Origin of the sequence: Nocardiopsis sp. YSL2, from assembly GCF_030555055.1 — a bacterium.
GTDB lineage: Bacteria > Actinomycetota > Actinomycetes > Streptosporangiales > Streptosporangiaceae > Nocardiopsis.
In genome coordinates this window covers 2022751-2045994 of the sequence record NZ_JAMOAO010000001.1, presented here as the reverse complement: position 1 = coordinate 2045994, position 23244 = coordinate 2022751, and the positions used below count along the sequence as shown (strand labels likewise).

General features: G+C 70.6%; 24 protein-coding genes. 5 read left to right on the top strand and 19 right to left on the bottom strand.

Annotated features, from left to right (window positions below):
• Window positions 1-131 precede the first annotated feature (131 nt).
• Entirely contained in the window at window positions 132-998 is an 867-nt protein-coding gene (locus M1P99_RS08810; protein WP_304452170.1) for a helix-turn-helix transcriptional regulator, read from the top strand.
• A gap of 60 nt (window positions 999-1058) precedes the next feature.
• On the opposite strand, the gene M1P99_RS08805 is transcribed toward M1P99_RS08810, so the two are convergent.
• The 10 genes from M1P99_RS08805 to M1P99_RS08760 form a co-directional block, all read right to left on the bottom strand.
• Complete coding sequence (locus M1P99_RS08805) at window positions 1059-2006, bottom strand: 3-oxoacyl-ACP synthase III family protein (protein WP_304452169.1); 948 nt, start codon at window positions 2004-2006, stop codon at window positions 1059-1061.
• A gap of 25 nt (window positions 2007-2031) precedes the next feature.
• A complete protein-coding gene (locus M1P99_RS08800; protein ID WP_304452168.1) occupies window positions 2032-3012 on the bottom strand; it encodes an aldo/keto reductase in 981 nt (326 codons plus the stop codon).
• Window positions 3013-3122: 110 nt separating this feature from the next.
• Window positions 3123-3665, bottom strand: coding sequence for a carboxymuconolactone decarboxylase family protein (locus M1P99_RS08795; RefSeq protein ID WP_304452167.1), 543 nt, complete (start codon window positions 3663-3665; stop codon window positions 3123-3125).
• Between the two features lie 58 nt (window positions 3666-3723).
• Window positions 3724-5316, bottom strand: a complete 1593-nt coding sequence (locus tag M1P99_RS08790; RefSeq protein ID WP_304452166.1) for an FAD-dependent monooxygenase — start codon at window positions 5314-5316, stop codon at window positions 3724-3726.
• Window positions 5317-5327: 11 nt separating this feature from the next.
• Window positions 5328-5621: a putative quinol monooxygenase gene (locus M1P99_RS08785; protein ID WP_304452165.1), complete on the bottom strand. Its 294-nt coding sequence runs from the start codon at window positions 5619-5621 to the stop codon at window positions 5328-5330.
• Window positions 5618-6304: a histidine phosphatase family protein gene (locus M1P99_RS08780; protein WP_304452164.1), complete on the bottom strand. Its 687-nt coding sequence runs from the start codon at window positions 6302-6304 to the stop codon at window positions 5618-5620. The genes M1P99_RS08785 and M1P99_RS08780 overlap by 4 nt, the downstream gene beginning before the upstream one ends.
• 1 nt (window position 6305) lies before the next feature.
• Window positions 6306-6548: an acyl carrier protein gene (locus M1P99_RS08775; RefSeq protein ID WP_304452163.1), complete on the bottom strand. Its 243-nt coding sequence runs from the start codon at window positions 6546-6548 to the stop codon at window positions 6306-6308.
• A gap of 36 nt (window positions 6549-6584) precedes the next feature.
• Window positions 6585-7586: a beta-ketoacyl-ACP synthase III gene (locus M1P99_RS08770; protein ID WP_304452162.1), complete on the bottom strand. Its 1002-nt coding sequence runs from the start codon at window positions 7584-7586 to the stop codon at window positions 6585-6587.
• Window positions 7583-8614 carry an AvrD family protein gene (locus M1P99_RS08765; protein WP_304452161.1) on the bottom strand — a complete coding sequence of 344 codons (1032 nt, stop codon included), beginning with the start codon at window positions 8612-8614 and terminating at the stop codon, window positions 7583-7585. The genes M1P99_RS08770 and M1P99_RS08765 overlap by 4 nt, the downstream gene beginning before the upstream one ends.
• 54 nt (window positions 8615-8668) lie before the next feature.
• Window positions 8669-9016: a hotdog fold thioesterase gene (locus M1P99_RS08760; protein ID WP_304452160.1), complete on the bottom strand. Its 348-nt coding sequence runs from the start codon at window positions 9014-9016 to the stop codon at window positions 8669-8671.
• A gap of 615 nt (window positions 9017-9631) precedes the next feature.
• Between M1P99_RS08760 and M1P99_RS08755 the strand changes: the two genes are divergently transcribed.
• Window positions 9632-9787 carry a hypothetical protein gene (locus tag M1P99_RS08755; RefSeq protein ID WP_304452159.1) on the top strand — a complete coding sequence of 52 codons (156 nt, stop codon included), beginning with the start codon at window positions 9632-9634 and terminating at the stop codon, window positions 9785-9787.
• A gap of 500 nt (window positions 9788-10287) precedes the next feature.
• On the opposite strand, the gene M1P99_RS08750 is transcribed toward M1P99_RS08755, so the two are convergent.
• From M1P99_RS08750 to M1P99_RS08735, 4 genes are all read right to left on the bottom strand, one after another.
• On the bottom strand, window positions 10288-12681 hold the full coding sequence (locus M1P99_RS08750; RefSeq protein WP_304452158.1) for an excinuclease ABC subunit UvrA: 2394 nt from the start codon (window positions 12679-12681) through the stop codon (window positions 10288-10290).
• 103 nt (window positions 12682-12784) lie between these two features.
• Window positions 12785-12925, bottom strand: coding sequence for a hypothetical protein (locus M1P99_RS08745; protein WP_304452157.1), 141 nt, complete (start codon window positions 12923-12925; stop codon window positions 12785-12787).
• 5 nt (window positions 12926-12930) lie between these two features.
• Window positions 12931-13380 carry a helix-turn-helix transcriptional regulator gene (locus M1P99_RS08740; protein WP_304452156.1) on the bottom strand — a complete coding sequence of 150 codons (450 nt, stop codon included), beginning with the start codon at window positions 13378-13380 and terminating at the stop codon, window positions 12931-12933.
• A 194-nt stretch (window positions 13381-13574) separates the two neighbouring features.
• Complete coding sequence (locus M1P99_RS08735) at window positions 13575-14144, bottom strand: TetR/AcrR family transcriptional regulator (RefSeq protein WP_304452155.1); 570 nt, start codon at window positions 14142-14144, stop codon at window positions 13575-13577.
• A 145-nt stretch (window positions 14145-14289) separates the two neighbouring features.
• Here M1P99_RS08735 and M1P99_RS08730 point away from each other — a divergent pair, with 145 nt between their 5' ends.
• The 3 genes from M1P99_RS08730 (at window position 14290) to M1P99_RS08720 (ending at window position 17327) form a co-directional block, all read left to right on the top strand.
• Window positions 14290-15291: a DUF389 domain-containing protein gene (locus tag M1P99_RS08730; RefSeq protein WP_304452154.1), complete on the top strand. Its 1002-nt coding sequence runs from the start codon at window positions 14290-14292 to the stop codon at window positions 15289-15291.
• An 11-nt stretch (window positions 15292-15302) separates the two neighbouring features.
• A complete protein-coding gene (locus tag M1P99_RS08725; RefSeq protein WP_304452153.1) occupies window positions 15303-15719 on the top strand; it encodes a TIGR03668 family PPOX class F420-dependent oxidoreductase in 417 nt (138 codons plus the stop codon).
• 309 nt (window positions 15720-16028) lie between these two features.
• Complete coding sequence (locus M1P99_RS08720) at window positions 16029-17327, top strand: salicylate synthase (protein ID WP_304452152.1); 1299 nt, start codon at window positions 16029-16031, stop codon at window positions 17325-17327.
• A gap of 143 nt (window positions 17328-17470) precedes the next feature.
• On the opposite strand, the gene M1P99_RS08715 is transcribed toward M1P99_RS08720, so the two are convergent.
• From M1P99_RS08715 to M1P99_RS08695, 5 genes are read right to left on the bottom strand one after another with little or no spacing between them, the layout of a single operon-like run.
• The gene (locus M1P99_RS08715; protein ID WP_304452151.1) at window positions 17471-19042 is read right to left on the bottom strand and encodes a (2,3-dihydroxybenzoyl)adenylate synthase; all 1572 of its coding nucleotides are present in this window, start codon (window positions 19040-19042) and stop codon (window positions 17471-17473) included.
• Complete coding sequence (locus tag M1P99_RS08710; protein ID WP_304452150.1) at window positions 19032-20051, bottom strand: ABC transporter substrate-binding protein; 1020 nt, start codon at window positions 20049-20051, stop codon at window positions 19032-19034. The genes M1P99_RS08715 and M1P99_RS08710 overlap by 11 nt, the downstream gene beginning before the upstream one ends.
• Window positions 20052-20104: 53 nt before the next feature.
• A complete protein-coding gene (locus tag M1P99_RS08705; RefSeq protein WP_304452149.1) occupies window positions 20105-20959 on the bottom strand; it encodes an ABC transporter ATP-binding protein in 855 nt (284 codons plus the stop codon).
• 3 nt (window positions 20960-20962) lie between these two features.
• Complete coding sequence (locus tag M1P99_RS08700) at window positions 20963-22027, bottom strand: iron chelate uptake ABC transporter family permease subunit (RefSeq protein WP_304452148.1); 1065 nt, start codon at window positions 22025-22027, stop codon at window positions 20963-20965.
• Entirely contained in the window at window positions 22027-23052 is a 1026-nt protein-coding gene (locus M1P99_RS08695) for an iron ABC transporter permease (protein ID WP_304452147.1), read from the bottom strand. Before M1P99_RS08695 ends, M1P99_RS08700 begins: the two co-directional genes overlap by 1 nt.
• Window positions 23053-23244: the final 192 nt, after the last annotated feature.

Sequence of the window (23244 nt, the reverse complement as noted above, 5' to 3'; positions counted from 1 at the left end):
TGTTCTGCTGCCTATAGTAACCTGAAAGGAGTGGAAGGAAAACACTCCGGAAACAAGAGGTGGGGAATTGGTGGAGAAGATCGGTTTTCCGGCATCATGAGTACGGGGACCCGTTGTGGGATCATGAGGCGGTGATTCAGGACATGGAAGTCGACCTGGGCAATTATCTGCGGCGTATGCGCGAACGGGTCCAGCCGGACGAGATCGGCCTGGTCACCAGGGGGTCGCGTCGGGTACCGGGGCTGCGCCGTGAAGAGGTGGCGGCCCTCGCGGGGGTCAGCCAGCCGTACTACACGAGGCTGGAACAGTCCCAGGTGCCGCACGCCTCCTCCTCGGTCCTGTTGTCGATCGCGCGGGCCCTGGAACTGAGTGACGACGAGCAGGAGTACCTGCTGCGGATCGGTACGCCCGAGACGGTCCGCAAGACGCGGGACATGCCCCCGGACCGGGTCAGCGCGCACACCAGGGCGCTGGTGGGGTCGTTGGGGAACACGGCGGCCGCGGTGCTCAACTACCGGTGCGACATCCTCGCGTGGAACCCGCTGTACCACCGCCTCATCGCACCGCACCTGGACGTGCGTGTGCCGGAGGAACCGTCCACACGCCCGAACGTCATCAAGCTCAACTTCCTCGACGAGAACGTTCGGGGACTGTACGCGGACTGGGCGACCGAGTCGCTCTACAACGTCTCCTACCTGCGGTTCATCGCGGCCGACCACCGCGGCGACACCAGGTTCGCGGAGCTGGTCGGTGAGCTCACCATCAAGAGCCCCGAGTTCGTCGACCTGTGGACCGACCAGCACGTCGCCAACTGCACCGACGGTGTGAAGGTGCTCAACCATCCGGTGGTCGGGCCGGTCGAGCTGATGTACCAGACGGCCGCCCTCCAGGACGGACACCTCCTCAAGATCTACTTCGCGGAGGCCGACTCCCCCGACGACGCGAAGCTGAAGCTGCTCGCGATGGACCCCGGCCTGGACGGCGTCCGGCCCGGCTGACACGGCACGGCTCGTGCGCACGCCCCGGGGGGAGCGTGCGCACGAGTGGTCCCCGGTCCGTCACCGCATCTCGACGGCCATGACCCCCCAGCTGAATCCCGAGCCCGCGGTCGCGATCACGACGACGTCGCCCGCGGACAGCCTGCCGTCCCTTTCGAGGCTCTCCAGAGCGATCAGGGGATCCACCCCTCCCATGTGACCGTCGGCGTCGTAGTTGAACACGCTCCGGTCGGGGCCGGCGCCCATCGCGTCGAGGTAGTCGCGGTGCAGGTCCTGGTTCCCGTGGGTGACGAGGTAGTAGGCCACCTCGTCCGCGCTCACCCCGGCCTCCTCCAGGACCGACCGGGTCAGCGACGTGAAGTTCTCGGTGAAGGCCTCCCCGAGCCCGTCGCGCTTCGCGGTGCGTTCGACCCTCACCCTGCCACCGGCGAGCTCGCCGTAGTAGTAGTCCACCCAGACGGGGTCGGTACGCAGGGCCGATGCGCGGACCTCGTACCTCGCCTCCGGAGCGACGAGGACGGCGGCCGCGCCGTCGGCGAAGTTGAAGAGCTCCACGTATCCGGTGGAGTAGTCGACCAGCTGGCTCAGCCGGTCCGAGATGATCACCAGGGCGGCGCCGTGCTTCCCGGCCCGGACCTGCTCGTCGGCGATGGCCAACGCGGCCGTGCCGGCGTTGCAGAAGTTGGACAACTCGTAGCAGTGGGCGTTGTGGATGCCCAGTTCCAAGGCGATCTTGGCGGCGGGAGACCAGAAGGGCGTCCCCCATTCACTGGACCCGGCGTAGACGACGAGCCCGATCTCGTCCCGCGGAACCGGGTTCTGGGCGAGGAGCTTGGCGGCGGCGTCCCGTCCGATGCTCCAGGAGGTCTGGTCGGGGGCCAGGACGGAGATCCGGCCGGCCGGGATGATCTCGGTGAGCTTGTCGACGTCCTGGCCGGACTGACGGCTCATCTCGTCGACACTGACCTTGTGGGTGGGGATCTCGATGGCGAAGTCGGCAATGCCCATGATCGCTCCGATGCGCTGAGGGGGACTACACGTATTCCACGACGGCGTGCGGGATGTAGGGTTCGGCCAGCCTGGAGAGCTCGTCGGCCTCCAGACGCAGGTCCAGGGCGGCCACGGCGTCGTGCAGGTGCTCGCTCCGGGTGGCCCCGATGACGGGGGAGGCGACGGCCGGCTGCTGGAGCAGCCAGACCAGTGCCACCTGGGCGAGCGGGACGCCCCGCGCCGCGGCGACCTCGCCGACGGCCCGCACCACGGCCCGGTCGGCCCGTTCGGTCGGCCCGTAGAAGCGCTCCTGGATCGGGTCGCCCTCGGTACGCTTCGACCGCGCGTCCCAGTCCCGGGCCAATTTGCCCCTGGCCAGGGGGCTCCACGGGGTCACACCGATGCCTTCGGCGCGGCAGTACGGGATCATCTCCCGTTCTTCCTCGCGGTTGATGAGGTTGTAGTGGTTCTGCATGCTCACGAACCGCGTCCACCCGTGGAGGTCGGCGACGTACTGTGCCTTGACGAACTGCCAGCAGTGCATCGACGACGCGCCGATGTACCGGACCTTGCCGGACCTGACCACGTCGTGGAGGGTCTCCATCGTCTCCTCGATGGGGGTCTCGTGGTCCCATCGGTGGATGATGTACAGGTCGACGTAGTCGGTTCCGAGTCGGCGAAGGCTCGCATCCAGCTCCTGCAGGATCGCCCCGCGGGACAGGCCCCCGGCCAACGGGCCTTCGCGCATCGCTTCGTAGACCTTGGTCGCGATCACGACGTCCTCGCGCCTGGCCGAGCCCCTGACCGCCGCGCCGAGGATCTCTTCGCTGGTTCCCAGCGAGTAGATGTTGGCGGTGTCGAAGAAGTTGATCCCCAGGTCCAGCGCCTCGGCGATGAACCTGGTGCCCTCCTTCTCCGGCAGCGACCACGGATGGGTCCCGAGGGCGGGGTCCCCGTAGCTCATGCATCCCAGTGCCAGCCGTGACACCTTGAGACCGGACGATCCCAGTCGTGTGTACTGCACTCCGTTCCCTTCCGACGGCCCGGTATCGCCCGGGCGCTCTCGTGACCGGGCCGGCCGGGGCCTGTGACGGGCCCCGGCCGGCCGGTGTGCCCTTCGGGCGGGGACCCGTCTCAGTCCTGGATCTCGGTGAGCCGCCCCCAGGAGGCGGTCTCCTCGTCGAGGGGGATGCCCAGGCTGTCGAGGTACATCGCCGTCATGGCGCAGTGCCCGGTGAGGTGGGTGACCTCGGCGATCTCGTTCTGGGAGTAGTGCTCCGCGAGGGTGTGGAAGGCGGCCTCACTGGCCCGGTGCCGCAGGATGCAGTCGTCCACGTACCGGACCAGAGCCGCCCGGCTGTCGTCCATCCGGTCGAAGTAGCCGTCCTCGATGGCCGCGATCTCCTCCTCGCTGAGCCCGGCCTTCAGCGCCAGCGGGTAGTGCAGCCGCCGCTCGAACTCGCTCTCGCGGAGTTTGGCCACCCGCATGACGATGACCTCCCTGTCGAGGTCGCTGAGCAGCCCGACGGTGAAGGAGGCCCCGAGAGCCAGGTGTGGAGCGGCCGACCCCTTGGTGAGCAGGAGCGCACGGGTCAGGTTGGACTGGAACTTCTCGTACACGCTCAGCTGTTCGGCCGACATCTCGGAAACCTCGGTCAGGGTCACGCGGTCGGACATCTCGATCTCTCTTCCAGGTAGTGCGTGGATTCGGTTCGTTGCGTGGTGGAAGCCCCCGTCAGGGGGCCACGGCCGCATGCGGAGCGGGGCGGGCGATGCTCCGCCCGTCCGCGTCGGTGGTGGTGCGGGCGACCAGGCGCCCCAGTTCCTCCGCGTGGTGCGCGGAGGGGCCGCCGTCCATCCGCAGGAGCGCGTCGAGGTGTCCGTCCGGGCGCACGACCAACGCGATCGGCTTCGTGCCGAGCTTGTCGGCCAGCGGCCCCGGCGGGCGCCCTCCCAGATCGGTGATGGCGGCTCCGGCGACCTTCTGCCGAAGGCCGGCGACGAAGCCCGTCCACCGGTCGAACTGGTACTGGAGCCCCGGCCAGAGCAGGATGGTGTACTGGTCGACGGCGAGTGAGGGCATGGTGCTGGTCCTCCGCCACCCGAGGGGAAGGCGCTCGCCCACGGTCGGTCCGCGTCCTCGCCTCCGCCGCCCGTAGTGCGTGTCGAGCTGGGCCAGTCGGGGAGCGAGGAAGTTCTCCAGCAGCCGGGTCGCGGTACCGACCCGGTAGGCGGCGTCCCTGGCGCTGGTCCGGCTCCACGTGGAGTACAGGCCGATCCGAGCGAGCCGGGTCGACAGCGCGGCGACCTCCTCCACAGCGGGCCTGCGCTCCCTGTCGTAGCTGTCCAGGAGGTGGTGTCGGTACCGTCCGTTCACCACACCCGCGAGCTTCCATCCCAGGTTCACGGCATCCTGGATGCCGGTGTTCAGCCCCTGGGCTCCGGAGGGGCTCATCGCGTGGGCGGCGTCGCCGACCAGGAACACCCGTCCGCGGTGGTACGTGTCCGCGGATCTCACGTGGGCGGTGAAGATCCCGCTGAACTTCATCTCCCCGAGTCCGTGGACACCCGGCACCCTCTCCTTGAGCAGCCGTTCGAAGAAGGCGCGGTCCGCGGTGTCGCCCTCGTGGCCTTCGGGGACGCTGGCTCCCACCCGGAACACCCCGTCGCCCAGAGGGGCGAGCACCATGTTCCCCGTTCGCGTCAGGTAGTAGCCGACCTCGCTGCTGGTGGCCTCACCGACCAGGTGGGCGTCGGTGATGGCCAGCCGCGTGCGCAAGGACCTGCCCGCGAACCGGAAGCCGAACTCCGTGCGGACCGTGCTGCCGTACCCGTCGGCGCCGACGACCCAGTCGAACTCCCTGACACGCTCCCGGCCATCCGGTTCCCGGAGACGGCACGTGACCCCGTCCACGGACTGCTCGCCCCCGAGGAACGTGTGGTCGTAGCGGACCGTGCCACCGAGCGCGGTGAGATGCTCCTCCAGAATCCTCTCGGTCCGCCACTGCGGGATGGTGATCGCGAACGGGTACGCGACGCCGCGCAACCGGTCGAACCGGACCAGGCCGATCCTGCGCTTGTTCGAGTAGTAGTTCATCTGGTCGAAGTAGTGACCGCCGAGGACCAGGCGGTCGGCGACTCCGACGCGGTCCAGGAGTTCCAGGACGCGGGGCCAGAGGATGGTCGCGCGGGAGTGCGGGCTCTCCCTCTTGGTCTTGGAGATGATCTCCACGTTCACGCCGGCACACAGGAGTTCGCACGCGAGCACGAGTCCCACGGGCCCGGCCCCCACGATGAGGACCCGCGTCCGTTCCGTGTCCTCGTTCATCAGGCCCTCCGTCAGGCGTCGATGGAGCTCAGCCGGTGGACCGCGGGCTCGCCGCGGAAGGCGCCGTCGACCTTGGCGAGGAAGTCGCGCACACAGTCCTCCTTCATGTGCAGGTCGATGGCGTTCTGGTCGGCCCATTCCTCGACCAGGACCACGGTGTTCGCCTTCTCGGCCGAGACGTAGGCGTCGAACCGAAGCGCGCCGGGTTCCTCGGAGGTGCGTCTGGCGAGTTCGCCGAAGGCGTCCACCGCCATGTCGAACCGTTCGGGGACCACGTCGAAGACCACGACGATCTGGATGCTCATGCGAGTGCGCTTCCTTTCGTGATGAGGCGGGTGGGGGGATGGACGGGTCGGTCGTCGGACGGGTCCTCGCACTCGCGGGGTGCCGCGTCCCATCGCAGAAGGGTGGCGGTCGGGCCGCCGTCTTCCGTGGGATCGACGTCGACGCAGGCCGCGCGGCCGTTGCCGAGCACGCCGGTCTCCTGGCCGTGCGGTCCCAGAAGGGCGCGCGACAGCAGGTTCAGCACGCCGCCGTGCGTGACCACGAGCACGGACCCGCCCCGGTCGTGTCCGGTGTTGCGCGCGATGGTGTCCAGAGCACGGCACACGCGTGCGCACGCGGTGCCACCGGTCTCTCCCTCCGGTGGAGCGAAGCCGAAGTCGGTCAGCAGCCTGCGCATGACGTCCGGGTAGCGCCGTGCGAACTCCCTGCGGTCGGTGCCGTCCAGGACGCCGAGGTGCCTTTCCCGCAGGTCGTGGACGCGGGCGGGGGAGAGGCCCAGGCGGTCGGCGATGATGTCGGCCGTTTCCACGGCTCGGACCATCGTGGAGGAGTACACCGCCGACCAGCGGTCCGGGGACAGGGCCTCGGCGATGCCCCGGACCTGGGACGCGCCGACGGGGTCGAGCGGCTCGTCGGTCTGTGCCTGGAACCGGTGCCGGGCGTTCAGGCTGGTGCGGCCGTGCCGCACCAGCACCAGGCGCACGTCAGCCCTCCGAACCGAGGGAGACCAGCGTGCTGACCGCCTCACCGAGGCTCAGCTCCGGCGTGATGACGCCTTCGGCGATCCGCACACCCAGTTCCGTCTCCAGGGCCAGGGCCATCTCCATGAGCGCCAGGGAATCGAGGTGGAGCTCCTCGAACTTGGCTTCGGTCGAGATCTCCTCGGCGGGGACCTCGTACTTGGTCGTCAGGATCTGGGTGATGAGGTTCGTGACGTTCGCGGACATGTTCTGCTCCTCGTGTGGGGTGTCGTGTTCAGGGGTTCACAGGGCGGGGAGCCGCGGCCAGGTGAGTGTGGTCGCGCCCCAGGTCGCGCCACCGCCGAAGGCCGCCAGGAGCACGCGGTCGCCCGGGGCCAGGAGGCCCGCCGCCGCTCCGTCGGCCATGGCGAGGGGGATGGAGGCGGCGGCGGTGTTGCCGACCTGGTCGATGTTGGACACGGCCCGGTCGGGGCGGACCCCCAGGCGTTCCGCGACGGCCTCGATGATGCGCCTGTTGGCCTGGTGGCCGACGAAGCGGTCGACGTCGTCGACCTCCCATCCCGTCGCGGCGAGGACCTTGCGCGATGTGTCGGCCATGCGCCGTACCGCTTGGCCGAACACGGGCTGGCCCTGCATGCGGAAGAAGGAGTCACCGGGTGCGGGCGCCTTCCCGGTCGCCCGTTGCTCGGCGCCTCCGGCCGGCACGGTGATCAGGTCCCTGAGGCTGCCGTCGCTGCCGGTGTCGAAGGCCAGCACGGCACCGTCCTCGCTCCGGTCGCCCGCCCGAAGCGCGAGCGCGCCCGCGCCGTCTCCGAAGACCGCCACGGTGGTGCGGTCCTCCGGGTCGAGGATCGTGGTGAAGGACTCGGCGCCGATCACGACCGCGGACTCGGCCATCCCAGCGGCGATGGTCCCGGTCGCGACCTGCAGCGCGTAGATGAATCCGGAGCACACGGCCGCGACGTCGAAGGCGGGTGTGTCCACCAGTCCCATGCGTGTGGCGACCGTCGGAGCCGTGGCCGGACAGGGGCGGTCGGGCGTCGTGGTCGCCACCACGACCATGTCGGCCGATGCCATGCCGGCCTGCTTCATCGCGCGGGAACCCGCCTCGGCCGCGAGATCGCCCGTGGACGTACCGGGCTCCACCACACGGCGCTGGCGGATGCCGGTTCGGGTGCGGATCCACTCGTCGGAGGTGTCGAGCCGGGTGCTGAGCTCGTGGTTGGTGACGATCCTGGGCGGAACGGCTCCGCCCACGCCGCAGATGACGGCCGTACGGTTCATCGGTCCTCCCCTTCACGCAGGCGGTGCGCGACCGCGCATTTCACGCGGACCCCGCCCAGGTCGCCGACGATGTCCCCGGTTCGCCAGTGGAAGCCGCCCATGCGGACCCGGTTGGGTTCGGCGATGCCGGTGGAGACGCGGACCCCCTCCACCGAAGGACGGTCGGGCCGCGCCGCGCTGAGCGTGGTCTGTCGCATCCAGAGGGTGTCGCTGTCCTGTCGACGCATGTCGTCGAGGTCGTAGAGCATGACCTGGGCCAACTGCAGAGCGGTGACGAAGCCGTCGACCATGCTGACCGAGGGTTGGTAGCCGCCTTCCAGCCCGCGGCTGGAACGGGCGTACCGGCCGTCGGGGACGACGGAGAGATCGGCTTCGGCCCGCAGGGTCCCCGGGTCGACGACGACGTTCCGGACCTCCTGGCGCCTGGAGGTGAAACCTCTGGCGAAGTAGCGGTCCGCCGCGTCGCCCAGGACGTCGTCCGGTGTCCGGTACGCGTACTCACCGGGCGTGGTGCGCGTCGCGGGGTGGACCACCTCACAGCGGACCCGCATGTTGCCGATCGCGTTGTCGACGATCGACACGGACCACGTGGGATCGTCGGCCCATGGCGCGCAGGAGCGTCGCACCGCGTGCAGCGGGATGCGTCCCAAGTCCTCCATGGGTTCGCTGCCCGCCGATATCCGCACACTTCGCAGCCACGCGGAGGACGTCTTGTCGGTACCGTCCCCTTGGTGGTCGATGATGCAGAGCTCGGTCAGTTCGGCTGCGGTGACCAGTCCGTCAATCGTGCTGAAGTGCGGCCGTAACTTCCGCCCGGAGCCCTTCTTGGACCAGTCTTCCGGATATTGGACTTTCAGGTTGGCGCTGACCTGCACGCTCTTGTGGTTTTCCGGGCTGCTGGAGACGAGAATGTCGGAGTGCGTGTAGGAGACGCGGCGGAATCCGAGTCCGAAGAACCGGTTCTCGCCAGGGCCGAGAAAATCATCCACGGAAGGACGGGCTTCTTGGTTTGTGGGGATCGAAAGCAATGATGAGTCCGATCTGATCGCAGTGTGGGGCGACGCGGGTTCGTTTTCTCCTGGCTATGCTCGTCGCCTGATCGCGCAGGTGAGGCGGGCGGTGCACGTGCGTTTCCCGGCTTCGTCGGCGATGGCGATCTCGTAGGTCGCCGTCGACCTGCTTTCGTGGAGTGGGGTGCAGACCCCGGTCACCCGCCCTGAGGAGACCCACCGGTGGTGGGTGCAGGACAGGTCGAGTCCTACGGCGTTGCCTCCCTCGCCCGCGTGGAGAAAAGCCGCCAGGGAGCCGAGAGTCTCGGCCAGGACGGCATTCGCGCCGCCGTGGAGGATCCCGAGGGGCTGGTGGTTCCCCGCGACCGGCATCGACCCGGACACGTATCCGGGGCGGTGGTCGTGGATTTCGATGCCCATGCGCTGCACGAGGTGGTCGCGTGCTCGATCCGAGGGAAGAAAGTCTTCCAAGGTTGCACTGGTCACGGATTTCCTCATTTCGTTTGCGACGAAAGGGGGGGCATCGCGAAGAAAGGCTCGATGTCTGCTGATTGCTCGTGGGGTGTAATTGATGGCCGGCGGCGTGCGGAAATTATTCTTCCTTTTCTGCCGGCCTGGTCACAGTCGAGCACGCGTGAAGTCGCAATGTCAAGGAGCCGGTTGAATCATGGCCTAATGCTGCCAACCTTACGAGATGCCCCGGGCATTCTTGTGTGCCGGGTTTGCCTCGGGTAGACAGGATTTGCTGGAAGCGCGCGAGGTATCGCGCGTGTGCGTCCGGTTACTCACAGTTGAGTGACCGGGCTCACAATCCAGGGTTTATGAGTGCGGTTGCTTTGGAAGGGACGGCCAATCTCCGTGCTGAGCTTTGATTTCATATACATTTTACGAAGCACACTGTTGAAAGTTGCTCACGTGAATCGATGTGTGAACAGCCATGGAGGGGTCGCGGAACTTCTCACAGAGGAGGATCGGACTGTCCTTCATCTACTGACCGAGTGCTCCACTGACGAGCAGGTCGCCAGGCGCGCGCTCATGAGCGTGCGGACGGTACGGCGCAGGATCGCCAGGCTCATGGACCTGCTGGCCGTCAACAACCGGTACGCGCTGGGCGTGGCCGTGTGCAGGCTTCACCTGGTCGATCATCGGCCCGAGGCCGGTGCGACGCTCGTGGGGGCCGCCAAGCGGTAGGCCGCGAACAACTGCGCGCTGCTGCAGGGGGAACAGCCGTAGCCATGCACCCGCTACCGCTCCCGCCCCGCAGTGAGCGTCGCACAACACGGGTAGCAGCGCTCTTACACGCACGTGTGCCCGAACCGTGTCGTCGCCTCAGGCGGCGATCGGCCCCGCCTTTCGATCAGGGCCCACCACCATGGCCACGCGGTTCCCGCGAACAGAGTGGTATTCCTGGCCGGAACCGGCCACGGAAGAGGGACCTTTCCGGTGCTCCCCAGGACCGCCGGTTCCACCGGGAATCCTTTCAGTGTCCTGAACTGGGAGGACCCTGGAATCACCGCGGGAGCATCCGATTGTTCTTCGGGGCGGTGCGTCAAAGGGAAGATGCGGCGGAGCTTCGTGTGAAAAGAGTGACGATAGGGAATCGTCGCCCATGACGAGGGAGGACGGCCCTGGATCGGGCCGCCCCCTGTGCCGGCAGATCGACGGGTCGCGGTGCGCGCCCACCGTTCCGGTCAGGCCCCCACGTACTCCGCGAGGTGCTCCCCGGTGAGGGTCGGGCGCCGGGCGACGAGATCGGCCGGCGTGCCCTCGAACACGATCCGTCCGCCGTCGTGGCCCGCGCCCGGACCGAGGTCGATGATCCAGTCGGCGTGCGCCATGACCGCCTGGTGGTGCTCGATCACGATCACGGACTTGCCGGAGTCGACGAGCCGGTCGAGCAGGGCGAGCAGGTGCTCGACGTCGGCCAGGTGGAGGCCGGTGGTCGGCTCGTCCAGGACGTAGACCCCGCCCTTCTCCGCCATGTGGGTGGCCAGCTTGAGCCGTTGCCGCTCGCCGCCGGAGAGCGTCGTGAGCGGCTGGCCGAGGCGCAGGTAGCCCAGACCGACGTCGTCGAGGCGCGTGAGGATCGCGTGCGCGGCCGGTGTGCGCGCCTCGCCCGAGCCGAAGAACTCCTCGGCCTCGGCGACCGACATGGCGAGCACCTCGCTGATGTCGCGGCCGCCCAGGCGGTGCTCCAGCACCGAGGCCTGGAACCTCTTGCCCTCGCACTCCTCGCAGGTCGTGGCGGTACCGGCCATGATCCCCAGGTCGGTGTAGATGACGCCGGCGCCGTTGCAGTTCGGGCAGGCGCCCTCGGAGTTGGAGCTGAACAGAGCCGGCTTCACCCCGTTGGCCTTGGCGAACGCCTTGCGGATCGGGTCCAGCAGCTTGGTGTAGGTGGCCGGATTGCTCCGCCGTGAGCCGCGGATCGCGGTCTGGTCGATCGCCACCACGCCCTCGCCGGCGGGAATCGACCCGTGGACGAGCGAGCTCTTGCCGGAGCCGGCGACGCCGGTGACGACGGTCAGCACGCCGAGCGGGATGTCGACGTCGACGTCGCGCAGGTTGTGCGCCGTCGCGCCGCGGATCTCCAGGGCGCCGGTCGGCGTCCGGACCTTCTCCTTGAGTGCGGCGCGGTCGTCGAGGTGGTGGCCGGTGAGGGTGTCGCTGCCCCGCAGCCCTTCGACCGTTCCCTCGAAGCAGACGGTGCCGCCCTCGGTCCCGGCGCGCGGGCCGAGGTCGACGACGTGGTCGGCGATCGCGATCGTCTCCGGCTTGTGCTCCACGACGAGCACCGTGTTGCCCTTGTCGCGCAGCCGCAGGAGCAGGTTGTTCATCCGCTGGATGTCGTGGGGGTGCAGGCCGATGGTGGGCTCGTCGAAGACGTAGGTGATGTCGGTCAGCGACGACCCGAGGTGGCGGATCATCTTGACGCGCTGCGCCTCGCCGCCGGACAGCGTGCCCGCCGGCCGGTCGAGCGAGAGGTAGCCCAGACCGATCTCCACGAACGAGTCGAGCGTGTGGCCCAGCTTGGTGAGCAGCGGGGCCACCCCCGGCAGCGCGAGGCCGCGTATCCACTCGGCGAGGTCGCTGATCTGCATGGCGCAGGCGTCGGCGATGCTGACGCCCTCGATCTTCGAGGAGCGCGCGGACTCGCTGAGCCGGGTGCCGTCGCATTCGGGGCAGGTCGTGAAGGTGACCGCCCGGTCCACGAAGGCCCGGATGTGCGGCTGCATCGCCTCGCGGTCCTTGGACAGGAAGGACTTGCGGATCTTGGGGATGAGCCCCTCGTAGGTGAGGTTGACGCCGTTGACCTTGACCTTGACCGGGTCGTGGTGCAGGAAGTCCCGCAGCTCCTGCTCGGTGTAGTCGCGGATCGGCTTGTCCGGGTCGACGAAGCCCGACTGGGCGTAGACCTGGACCGTCCACAGGCTGTCCGACTTCCAGCCGGGGATGGTGAACGCGCCCTCGGACAGCGACTTGGAGTCGTCGTAGAGCTGGGTGAGGTCGATGTCGTCGATCCTGCCCCGGCCCTCGCAGCGCGCACACATGCCGCCGGTGACGCTGAAACTGCGCCGCTCCTTCGTGGTCTTGCCGCCGCGCTCCATCGTGACCGCACCCGCTCCGCTGATGGAGGCGACATTGAAGGAGAAGGCCTGGGGCGAGCCGACGTGCGGGTGCCCGGCGCGGCTGTAGAGGATGCGCAGCATGGCGTTGGCGTCGGTGGCGGTGCCGACCGTGGAGCGGGGGTCGGCACCCATCCGCTCCTGGTCGACGAGGATCGCGGTCGTCAGGCCGTCGAGGACGTCGACCTCGGGGCGCGCCATCGTCGGCATGAAGCCCTGGACGAAGGTGCTGTAGGTCTCGTTGATCAGTCGCTGCGACTCCGCGGCGATGGTGCCGAACACCAGCGAGCTCTTGCCCGAGCCGGAGATGCCGGTGAAGACCGTCAGGCGGCGCTTCGGGATCTCGACACTGATGTCCTTGAGGTTGTTCACGCGTGCGCCGTACACGCGGATGAGGTCGTGGCTGTCGGCCTCGTGCTGTGTGGACGTGGGTGCGTCGGTCCCCGTCGCCATACTCATCGTGTCTCCGTCTGTGAGGGCGAGAAGTGCCTGTGACATTGAAGGGCGCGCCCGTCGGAGGGCTGCTGCGGGGTGCGCGTGCCGACGGCGGCACGGTCGCGGCTCAGCGCGGTTCCTGGATCCGGATCATGTCGCCGTAGCCGCCGCCGGCCCCGGCCTCGAAGCCGAGCGTGTCGCGGTGGAAGGCCCGCGAGGTGCCGGGATCGGTGGGCGGAAGCAGGCCCTGGTGCATCGTGATGTCCATGGGAGTCAATCTAGGCCGGGGCGCTGGGCAGGCGCTTCTCGATTCCTGACCGGTCTGGTGACCTGTTTGGCCACGCAGGAGGGCATTCCCTCCGTGGCCCGCTCGGCCTCGCGCCTGTAGACACTGGGCGGCATGCCCACCAGTTCGGCGAAGCGGGTGCTGAACGTGCCCAGCGACGAGCAGCCGACCTCGAAGCAGACCTCGGTGACGCTCAGGTCGCCCCGCCGCAGCAGTGCCATCGCCCGCTCGATGCGCCGTGTCATCAGGTACGAGTACGGCGACTCGCCGTAGGCCTGCCGGAACCGCCGGCTCAGGTGCCCGGCCGACATGTTCACGCCCCGGGCGAGCGCCTCGACGTCCAGCGGCAGCGCGTACTCCCGGTCGATCCGGTCGCGGACGCGGCGCAACCGGGCGAGATCGTCCAGGTGGTGGGTCGCGGAGGCTCTGGTGGTCACGTGCGTGATCGTTCCACGTCCCCGCGGCGTTGGCCAGAGTGACATGTTCCGGTCCCGGTCAAGGAACGACAGCCCGTGCGCGGTCCGGGAGAGGGCGGCGGACGGCCCACGCCGACCCGGCGGGGCCGCGCGCGGCCGTCCCTCCGGCCGGGGCGAGCACGGGCCGCCAGGCGGGTCTCCGCCGGACACGCGGCTCAGGGGAGGGCGCGCTCGACGAGGTCGGTCACGAGGTCGTGGACCTGTTCCTCGGGGAAGACGTCGGGGAGGGTGAGCCGCTCCAGGATCAGCCAGTTGAGGGACAGGATGAGCTGGACGACCGTCGTCCTGTCCCCGGGCAACCCGGATGCCAGGTGGAAGTCGATGTTGGCGTCGACGTCGGCGCGGATGCGTTCGGTGAGCAGGCGGCGCAGTTCGGGGCGGCGTGTGGCCTCCAGGCGCAGTTCGATCAGAGCCAGGTAGCCGGAGCGGAAGGAGCTGACCCGCTCGACCAGCTCGTGCATGAGCGCGGTGACCTTGGCGCGGTCGCGCGGGCCCTCCTGCGCCTTGGCGATGAGGGCGGCGTTGGGTTCCAGGCGCTCGTAGAAGCGGTGGCCGATCTGGGTGAGCAGGGCGTCGCGGTTGGCGAAGTAGTTGGACGCCGTGCCGCCCGGGACGCCGGCCTCGGTGTCCACGGCCCGGAAGGTCAGGCCGCGCATGCCCTCACGGGCGAGGACTTCGATGGCGGCGTCCAGCAGGGACGCGCGTCGCTCAGGGTTCTTCCGCATTCAGGGGCTCCTCGGGATTGTCACCACTACGAGTGTAGTACTACGTTCTCACCACGCAGTCACGGTCGCTCCCACCTGGGGCGGGGACGTGCCGCCCCGTCGTGTCCTGCGGCCGCCGGACCGCCCCGCGGGCGATACTCGGCCCATGCGCAGCGGAATCCTCGGTCAGGTCCTTCCCGCCAACCAGCGCCGGTCGCTGGGTGAACTGGCGGACAGTGTGGACCTGTCGGCCGGGGACAGCCGGTCCAAGCGGTCGGCCTTCTGGACGATGCTCACGCTCTCGGCGGTCATCGCCTCCGGCGGAGTGCTCACGGACTCCACGGCCACCGTCATCGGGGCGATGATCATCGCTCCGCTGTCCACGCCGATCATGGGCATCGCCCTGGGTGTGGTCCAGAAGCGGCGGACCGGATCGGTTCGAGTGGTCATCTTCGGCTGTCTACTCGTGATCACCGTGGGGCTGGTGTTCTCGTGGGTGATGCCCGGAGGCGACGACCTGCTCTCCAACAGCCAGATCTCCGGGCGCACCTCACCGGGGCTGATCGACCTGGTCTCCGCGATGGCGACCGGCCTGGCCGGCGCGGTGGCGCTGTCGCGCAAGGACGTCGCGGCCGTGCTCCCCGGTGTGGCGATCGCGATCTCCCTCGTTCCGCCCCTCGTCGTCGTGGGGGTCTGCCTGGGGCACGGCGCGTTCTGGTTCGCCCTGGGTGCCCTGGTGCTCTTCCTGTCCAACCTCCTCGCCCTGGTCTTCGCGGGCATGGTCGTCTTCGCGGCCTCCGGATACAGCACCCCGCAGAGCGGCGACACCGGGCACTCCTCGCGCCGCGCGTACGCGAGCCTGGGCCTGCTGTTCGCCGCGGTGCTGCTGCTCCTGGTCGCCAACACCACGCTCAACGTGCTCATCCACGTCTGGACCGCGCGAGGGGAGGACGCCGCACAGGAGTGGCTGGCCGACGACCCGTCCGCCACCGTCACGGGCGTGACCGTGCACTCGAGGACCATGCACGTGGACGTGCGCACCCGGGAGGACCTCCCGCCCCTGGAGGACCTGGTCGCGCGGCTGGACGGGCAGATTCCCGGCGGCGTCCCCGTCGTCGTCGAGACGACCCGTGGGCAGCGTGTCGACGCCGGGCGGACCGGGAGCTGAGGAGGACCGGCATGAGGTGGAACGTCGAACGGGCCCGGGAGAGGTTCTCGGCGAGCCGCGCCGCCAGGCTCGCCACGGTCGACGCGATCGGGCGCCCGCACCTGGTGCCGGTGACCTTCGCCGCCTACGCGGACACCATCGCCATCGCCGTCGACGACAAGCCCAAGCGCTCCCGCGCCCTGCGCCGACTGCGCAACATCGCCGAGAATCCCAGGGTGTCCCTGCTCACCGACGAGTACAGCGATGACTGGGAGCGCCTGTGGTGGGCGCGCGCCGACGGGTTCGCGCGCATCGAGCACGAGGGCCCGGCCTGGTCCGACGCGCGTGCTCGCCTCATCGCCCGCTATGTCCAGTACGAGGAGGCGCCGCCGGACGGGGCGATCATCCTGGTGACCGTCGTGCACTGGTCGGGGTGGTCGTTCCGGTAGGGCGCGGCCGGGGGTGACGGGTCCGCCACGGGTCCGGCACGGGTCCGCCGCTGCGCCGCGGCGGTGCCGCCACGGCTCCGGCGCGGTCGGGCCGTGGCCGCCGACTTCCCGCGCCTCCGCGGCGGGCGCCGCTGCCCCGCCCCGGCCGTCCGCCGTCCGTCGCCGAAGGCCGTTCCCGGGCGGCGGTGACGGTTCCCGCGAACGCTGTGGGCTGGGCACTTTTCATCGATCCCCGGGCGCTGTACATTAGGCAAGGCTAACCTAAGGGAGCAATCCATGCCCCCATGTCGCTCTGCCAGGAGAGGTCGCGTGCGCCAGTACCACGAGTTGAGGATCCCCGGTCGATTCGACCCGATGGCGGCCGTCGTGCGGCTGGCCGGTTCGGGACTGTTCGAGGACCACGTCGTCTACGAGCGCGAGGGCCGCTGGTGGCTGGCCGGGGACCGCCTGGCGGAGGTGGTGGCCGATGCCCGGAGCCTGCGCGCCGCCGGCGACCGCCCGCTGGAGACCGTGCGCGCGCGGCTGGCGGACGCGGGCGTGACCGGCTGGAACGCGTTCGGCTGGGCCTCCTTCGAGCTCGCCTACGCGCTGGCCGGGCGCCCCGCCCCGGAGGGCCCCCTGCTCCACCTGTTCATCCCCCGCACCGAGGTGCGGCTGAGCGCGGACGCCGTGCTCATCCGGAGCGTGGACGAGGAGCGGCTGGCGCAGGTGCGCGAGCTGGTCTGTGCTCCGGTCCACGAGCTCCCCGAGGAGGCCACGCCGGTCGACACCAGACACGGGGCGGGCCGCGACACCTACCAGGCCGCGGTGGCCAAGGCCGTGGCCGACATCCGCACGGGACTGCTCGGCAAGGTCATCCTCTCCCGGGCGGTCGACGTCCCCTTCGAGGTCGACCTGCCCTCCACCTACCTGCGGGGCAGACGCAACAACACCCCCGCCCGCTCCTTCCTGCTGGACCTGGGCGGGCGGCAGGCGGCCGGGTTCAGTCCCGAGACCGTCGCCGAGGTCACCGCGGACGGGCACGTGTGCACGCAGCCGCTGGCGGGCACCCGGGCGTTCACCGGGGGCGGTGCCGACGACGACGCCCGCCGCCAGGATCTGGTGACCGATCCCAAGGAGGTCTTCGAGCACGCCGCGTCGGTCAAGCTCGCCTGCGACGAACTGGCCGCGATCTGCGCGCCCGGCAGCGTCGCGGTGAGCGAGTTCATGGCGGTCAAGGAGCGCGGCAGCGTCCAGCACCTCGGTTCCCGGGTCGGCGGACGCCTGGCCGAGGGCCGGTCCGCCTTCGACGCCTTCGCCGCCCTGTTCCCGGCGATCACGGCCTCGGGCATCCCCAAGGAGCCCGCCTACGACCGGATCACCGCGCTGGAGGACACCCCCCGCGACCTGTACGCGGGCGCGGTGCTCATGGCCTCCGACGACGGCGCCCTGGACGCGGCCCTGGTGCTGCGTGCGATCTACCGCAGCGGGGAGCGCGCCTGGCTGCGCGCCGGAGCCGGTGTCGTCGCCGACTCGACCCCCGAGCGCGAGTACGAGGAGACCTGCGAGAAACTCGGCAGCGTCGCGCCGTACGTGGTGCGGCGCGTCCGCCAGAAGGCCGCGGTCTAGGGCGGGCCCCGCGGGTCCCCGCCGCGGAGCGCGTCCCGCGGGTCCCCGACGCGGTGCGGGGCCCCGCGGGACCGGATCCTCCAGGCGCCGCCCCGGGGCGGCCGGAGCGGTGGACCGCCCTGGCCGCCCCGGGGCGCGCCGCGTCACGACAGGCCCTCGACGAGGGCCTTCTTGCTCACCTTGCCCACCGCGGTGTACGGGAACTCGGCGCGCACCTCCACGCGGTCGGGCAGCTTGTAGTCCGCCAGTCCGCGCTCGCGCAGGTACGCCGTCAACTCCCTGAGCGCGGGCGCCTCCGCGCCCTCGCGTACCCGCAGGAACGCGCAACTGCGCTCGCCCAGCATCGGGTCGGGCACACCCGCCAGGGCGGCCTCGCGCACCGCCGGGTGGGTCATGAGATGGTCCTCGACCTCCTCGGTCGGCACTTTCTCCCCGCCCCGGTTGATGACGTCCTTGACGCGCCCCTCCACCACCAGGTGGCCGGACGGCAGCTGCCGGACCAGGTCACCGGTGACGTAGAAGCCGTCCGGCGTGAACGACCGGGCGTTGTGCTCCTCGGCCCGGTAGTAGCCGCGCAGCGTGTACGGGCCCCGGGTGAGCAGCTCCCCGATCGCGCCGGGCGCCACCTCCGCGCCCTCGGCGTCCACGATCCGGATCTCGTCGTCGTCGCACAGCGGACGCCCCTGGGTGGTGGCGACCACGTCCTCGGGGTCGTCCAGGCGCGTGTAGTTCAGCAGGCCCTCGGCCATGCCGAACACCTGCTGGAGGGCGCACCCCAGTTCCGGCCGGATCCGGCGGGCCGGCTCCTCGGCCAGCCGGGCGCCGCCCACCTGGAGCACGCGCAGGCTGGACAGGTCGCGGCGGACCGCCTTGACCGCCTCCAGCCACAGCAGGGCCAGCGACGGCACCAGGGCGGTGACGGTCACCCCCTCGCGCTCGATCAGGGCGAAGGCGTCGGCGGGGCTGGGACTCGGCGCCATCACGACGGTCCCCCCGGCGTGCAGCGTCCCCAGGACGCCCGGGCACGCCAGGGCGAAGTTGTGCGAGACGGGCAGCGCCGCGAGGTAGACCGTCTCCGGGTCCATCCCGGTGACCTCGGCGCTGGCACGCAGGTTGTACGCGTAGTCGTCGTGGGTGCGCGGGATGAGCTTGGGCAGCCCGGTGGTGCCGCCGGAGAGCAGGAACAGGGCCACCGAGGACGGATCGGGCTCCGGCAGGGCGACCGGGTCGGCGTCGACGTCGGCCAGAGCGGTGTAGGGGCCCGGGTCGCCGTCGACCAGGACCCGCACGGAAGCGTCCGCCACCTCCCCGGCGAGCACGCGGAAGTCGAAACCGGCGTGCCGGTCCGGGATCACGTACGCCGTCGCGCCGCTGTGCCCGATGAGATACGAGATCTCGCTGCGCCGGTGCGCCGGGAGGGCGTACACCGGCCGGGCGCCCAGCCGCAGCAGGGCGAACGTGGTGACGAGGAACTCGGCGGTGTTGGCCAGTTGGACGACGACGTTGTCGCCCGCGGCCAGGCCCGTCCGGCGCAGCCCCGCCGCCCGGCGGTCGGCCAGGGCGTCCAGCTCCGCGTAGGTGAGCCGGGCGCCGCCGTCGACCAGCGCGGTGCGGGCGGGGTGCCGCGCGGCGGCACCCCGCAGGACCTCACCGAGGGTGGTACCGGTCCAGTAGCCGCGCTCGCGGTAGCGCGCGGCGAACTCCTCAGACCACATCGGGGTCGGCGCCCTCGATCAGCTCGGCCAGCTCCCGGATCACGGGCGCCAGCTTGGAGTGGGACATCGGGGTCTCCGCGTGCCAGCCGCCGACCTGGTCGGCCTGGACGGCGGGCAGCTCGGCCCAGGTGGGGATGTCGGCCAGGTCATCGGTCGGCAGCGAGTTGGGGCGGGTGTCCGCGAGGATGACGTCCGCCTCGTAGGTGGAGGCCTGCTCCCAGCTCAGGTCGTGCCAGTTGGGGGCCTCGCCGCCGTCGGGCTCGACGAACTCCACGCCCTGCGCCTGGAAGTAGGACAGGTCGCTGAAGAAGCCGGGCTTGGCGACGTTCATGAGGTCGGCGGAGGTGTTGGTCGCCATGACCGAGACTCCGGGGTTGGCCCCGGCGGCCTCGGCGAGCTCGGCGGAGGCGGCGTCGAAGTCCTCCTGGGCCGCGGTGACGGCCTCGGACTCCACGTCGGCGCCCAGCGCGGCGGCCAGGTCGGTGAACTTCTGCACGGCCTGGTCGGCGGGGACGTCCTGGAGCTGGACGGCCAGGATCGGAGCGGCGTCCTCGATCTGGTCGGCGGACTCCTCGGGCACGTACCAGAGGGCGTCGCCGTAGGCGATGGTGATGACCAGGTCCGGCTCCAGGGCCAGGTAGCTCTCCATGTCGAACTCGCCCCACTCGGTGCCCACCGACGGGGTCTCGGGGTCGACGTCGCCCGCCTGGGGGTCGGGTTCGCCGTCGGCCAGCTCACGCGGGCCGAACACGGCGGTCGGCTCGAAGCCCAGGTCGACCAGGGCCGCGGCGGCGTTCACCTGGACGACCACGTTCTCGGGCGGCGCGTCCAGGGAGATGGTCTGACCGCTGTCGTCGGTGTACTCCCAGCCTCCTCCGGAGCCGGACTCCTCGTCGGCGGACGTGGTGGGCGCGGTCGAACCGCAGCCCGCGAGGAGGACGGCCAGGGCCGCGCCGGTGGCGGCGACGGCGGCCGGGTGGCGGCGCGCCGTGGTGGTGAGGATGCGCATGTGCGTACTTTCTGATCGGTGTCGGGGGATGGGAAGGGTTCTGGAGCGGGGTCTCAGGGGCTGTCGGCGCAGCGGTGCCGGCCGAAGGGGACCACCAGCGGGGTTCCGCTGAGCGGGTCGCTGATCACCTCGCAGCGCAGTCCGAAGACGTCGGCGACCATGCCGGTGGTGATGACCTCGCCGGGCGGGCCCTCCGCCACGATCGCGCCGTCCTTCATGGCGACGATGTGGTCGGCGTAGCGGCCGGCGTGGTTGAGGTCGTGCAGCACCATCACGACGGTGCGGTCGCCCGCGTGGTTGAGGTCGGCGATCAGGTCGAGGACCTCGATCTGGTGGGCCAGGTCGAGGAAGGTGGTGGGCTCGTCCAGCAGCAGCGTGGGGGTGTCCTGCGCCAGCGACATGGCGATCCAGGCGCGCTGGCGCTGCCCGCCGGAGAGCTGGTCGACGGGGCGGTCGGCCAGGTCGGTCATGCCGGTGGCGGTCAGGGCCAGGCGCACGGCGGCGCTGTCGGAGGCCGACCACTGCCGCCACACGCTCTGGTGCGGGCTCCGGCCCCGCGTGACCAGCTCCAGCACGGTCATGCCCTCGGGCGCGGAGGGGGACTGCGGCAGGATCCCGAGCCTGCGGGCCAGGTCGCGGGTGCGCATGCGGTGGACGGACTCGCCGTCCAGCAGCACGGTCCCGGCCTTCGGGCTGATCAGCCGCGAGAGCGTCCGCAGCAGCGTGGACTTGCCGCAGGCGTTGGCCCCGACGATCACGGTGGTGCGGCCGGTCGGGATGTCGACGTCCACGCCCTCCAGGACCGTCCGTTCGTCGTAGGCCACGCGCAGGGCGCGGCCGGACAGACCGGTGTCGGGCGCGGGGGAGCCGGCGGTGGCGCCGGGACTGGTGGTGGGTGTGTCGGTCATTGCTCAGGCTCCCTGTCCGGTGCGGTTGGCGCGGGCGAGCAGCCACATCAGCCCCGCCGCGCCGACGAGTCCGGTGACCACGCCGACGGGCAGATCGAAGGGCCGGGCGGCCATGTCGCCGGCGAGGACGATGAGCGCCCCCGTCAGCGCGGACACGCCCAGGGGCGGGGTGGGCCGACCCACCAGGCGCAGCGCGGCCTGCGGCGCGATCAGCGCCACGAACGCGATGGGGCCGGCGGAGGCGGTGGCGAAGGCGGCCAGGCCGACGGCGGTGAAGAGCAGGACGGCGCGGCTGCGCTGGACCGGTACGCCGAGCCCTCTGGCGGTGTCGTCGCCCAGCGTCAGCGCGGCCAGGTGGCGGCCGAGCACGAAGGCGACGGGCATGAGGACGGCGACGGCGGCCGCGAGCGGGGCGACGTGCGTCCACTCGCGCATGTTGATGCTGCCGGTCAGCCACACCACGGCGCGCTGGGCCTGGAAGAGGTCGGCGCGCTGGAGGAGGTAGGCGGTGATGCTGGTGCACAGCGCGGAGATACCGATGCCGATGAGGATGATCCGGTAGCCGCTGGCCCCGTTCTTCCAGGCCAGGGCGTAGATCGCCACCGCGCTCGCGGCCGCGCCGAGCAGGGCCAGCCCAGCGGTCGACAGGCCCGCTCCCGCGCCCAGGACGAGCCCGGCGACCGCGGCGGCGTTGGCCCCCGCCGTCACGCCGATGACGTCCGGGCTGGCCAGGGCGTTGCGGGCCAGGGTCTGGAAGATCGCGCCGGAGACGGCGAACGCGGCGCCCGCCAGCAGGCCGACCAGGGCGCGGGGCAGGCGCAGGCCGTAGACCACGTCCACGGTGGACTGTTCGCCGTACCAGAACAGGGCGCCGATCGCCTCGGCCGCGCTGACGGGGAAGCGGCCGATGACCAGTTCCGCGGCGAAGGCGGCCGCGACCAGCACGGTGAGGACCGTGCCGACCAGCAGCGGCCGGGGGCGCCAGACGCCCGAGGGGCCGCGGCGCACACGGTAGTGCGTGTGCGCGCCCAGGCGCTCGGTGTGCAGGAGGGGTGTTCGGATGGCCATCACAGCTCCGGGAGACCGCGTCGTCGGACCAGGGCGATGAAGAAGGGGGCGCCGAGGAAGGCCACCACGATGCCCACGTGGATCTCCGACCGGCCGGCGAGCACGCGGCCGAGGACGTCGGCGGCGAGCAGCAGGACCGGCGCCAGGAGGGCGGAGTAGGCGAGCACCCAGCGGTGGTCGGGGCCGGTGATCGCGCGGGCGATGTGCGGGACGACCAGGCCGATGAAGGCGATCGGGCCGCACACGGCGGTCGCGCCGCCCGCCAGGAGGGTGACCGCGAGGATGCCGCGCAGCCGGACCATCCGCACGTCCTGGCCCAGGGAGCGGGCGACGTCGTCGCCGAGGGAGAGGTTGTTGAGCGCGGGCGCGGTGGTGACCGCCAGGACCGCTCCGGCGAGCATGAACGGCAGGGCCTGGAGCAGGGGCGCGCGGTCGGTGAGGTTGAGCGAGCCGACCACCCAGAAGCGGTACTCGTCCAGGGTGGCGGCGTCCAGCAGCAGCATCGCTCCGATCGCCGACTGCAGGAGCGCGCTGACCGCGGCGCCCGCCAGGGCGAGCTTGGCGGGGTGGGCGCCGCCGCGGCCGAGCCCGCCCAGTGCGTAGACCACCGTGGTGGCCACGAGCGCTCCGGCGAAGGCGAACCAGATGTAGCCGTAGAGCGAGGTCACGCCGAACAGCATCGTGCTGAGGACGACGCCGAGGGCGGCGCCGGCGCTGACGCCGAGCAGACCGGGATCGGCCAGCGGATTGCGGGTCAGCCCCTGCATGAGGGATCCGGACATGCCCAGGGCCAGGCCGGCGGCCAGGCCGAAAAGCGTGCGCGAGAGGCGCATGCCGTTGACGATGGCCGAGTTCTCGCCCGCTTCGGGTGCGAGGAGGAGCCGCAGGACCTCGCCCGGGGGGATGCTCTTGCTGCCGATCATGATCGACAGCACGAGCACCGCGGCCAGGGCGACGGCGGCTGCGAGGAGGCCGACCACGCGTGGCGCGGTGCGGCGCGCTGAGGGGGTCGTCACGCGAGTCACAGGGGGAGCATAACCGATCTCTTAGGCAAGGCTAACTTAAGCCCGGTTTTCCTGCCGGACCCTGTCCTACCCGCGCAAACGTGGGAAAACCCGTGTCGCGCCGGTGGTTTGCGACGTTCGTCCGGTCCGCCCGGGCTATTGAAGCTTAGGCATGCCTAAGCTAACATCCGACCGCGGAAGTGGTGCGGGCAG

What these genes read in the sequence shown, in the direction of transcription:
- M1P99_RS08785 (WP_304452165.1), bottom strand. Translation starts at nt 5,621, where the DNA reads ATGAGCATCCAGATCGTCGTGGTCTTCGACGTGGTCCCCGAACGGTTC.
- M1P99_RS08735 (WP_304452155.1), bottom strand. Translation starts at nt 14,144, where the DNA reads ATGCGGAAGAACCCTGAGCGACGCGCGTCCCTGCTGGACGCCGCCATC.
- M1P99_RS08805 (WP_304452169.1), bottom strand. Translation starts at nt 2,006, where the DNA reads ATGGGCATTGCCGACTTCGCCATCGAGATCCCCACCCACAAGGTCAGT.
- M1P99_RS08770 (WP_304452162.1), bottom strand. Translation starts at nt 7,586, where the DNA reads ATGAACCGTACGGCCGTCATCTGCGGCGTGGGCGGAGCCGTTCCGCCC.
- M1P99_RS08700 (WP_304452148.1), bottom strand. Translation starts at nt 22,027, where the DNA reads ATGGCCATCCGAACACCCCTCCTGCACACCGAGCGCCTGGGCGCGCAC.
- M1P99_RS08790 (WP_304452166.1), bottom strand. Translation starts at nt 5,316, where the DNA reads ATGAACGAGGACACGGAACGGACGCGGGTCCTCATCGTGGGGGCCGGG.
- M1P99_RS08755 (WP_304452159.1), top strand. Translation starts at nt 9,632, where the DNA reads ATGAGCGTGCGGACGGTACGGCGCAGGATCGCCAGGCTCATGGACCTG.
- M1P99_RS08710 (WP_304452150.1), bottom strand. Translation starts at nt 20,051, where the DNA reads ATGCGCATCCTCACCACCACGGCGCGCCGCCACCCGGCCGCCGTCGCC.
- M1P99_RS08750 (WP_304452158.1), bottom strand. Translation starts at nt 12,681, where the DNA reads ATGAGTATGGCGACGGGGACCGACGCACCCACGTCCACACAGCACGAG.
- M1P99_RS08795 (WP_304452167.1), bottom strand. Translation starts at nt 3,665, where the DNA reads ATGTCCGACCGCGTGACCCTGACCGAGGTTTCCGAGATGTCGGCCGAA.
- M1P99_RS08730 (WP_304452154.1), top strand. Translation starts at nt 14,290, where the DNA reads ATGCGCAGCGGAATCCTCGGTCAGGTCCTTCCCGCCAACCAGCGCCGG.
- M1P99_RS08745 (WP_304452157.1), bottom strand. Translation starts at nt 12,925, where the DNA reads ATGGACATCACGATGCACCAGGGCCTGCTTCCGCCCACCGATCCCGGC.
- M1P99_RS08775 (WP_304452163.1), bottom strand. Translation starts at nt 6,548, where the DNA reads ATGTCCGCGAACGTCACGAACCTCATCACCCAGATCCTGACGACCAAG.
- M1P99_RS08760 (WP_304452160.1), bottom strand. Translation starts at nt 9,016, where the DNA reads ATGGGCATCGAAATCCACGACCACCGCCCCGGATACGTGTCCGGGTCG.
- M1P99_RS08725 (WP_304452153.1), top strand. Translation starts at nt 15,303, where the DNA reads ATGAGGTGGAACGTCGAACGGGCCCGGGAGAGGTTCTCGGCGAGCCGC.
- M1P99_RS08705 (WP_304452149.1), bottom strand. Translation starts at nt 20,959, where the DNA reads ATGACCGACACACCCACCACCAGTCCCGGCGCCACCGCCGGCTCCCCC.
- M1P99_RS08715 (WP_304452151.1), bottom strand. Translation starts at nt 19,042, where the DNA reads ATGTGGTCTGAGGAGTTCGCCGCGCGCTACCGCGAGCGCGGCTACTGG.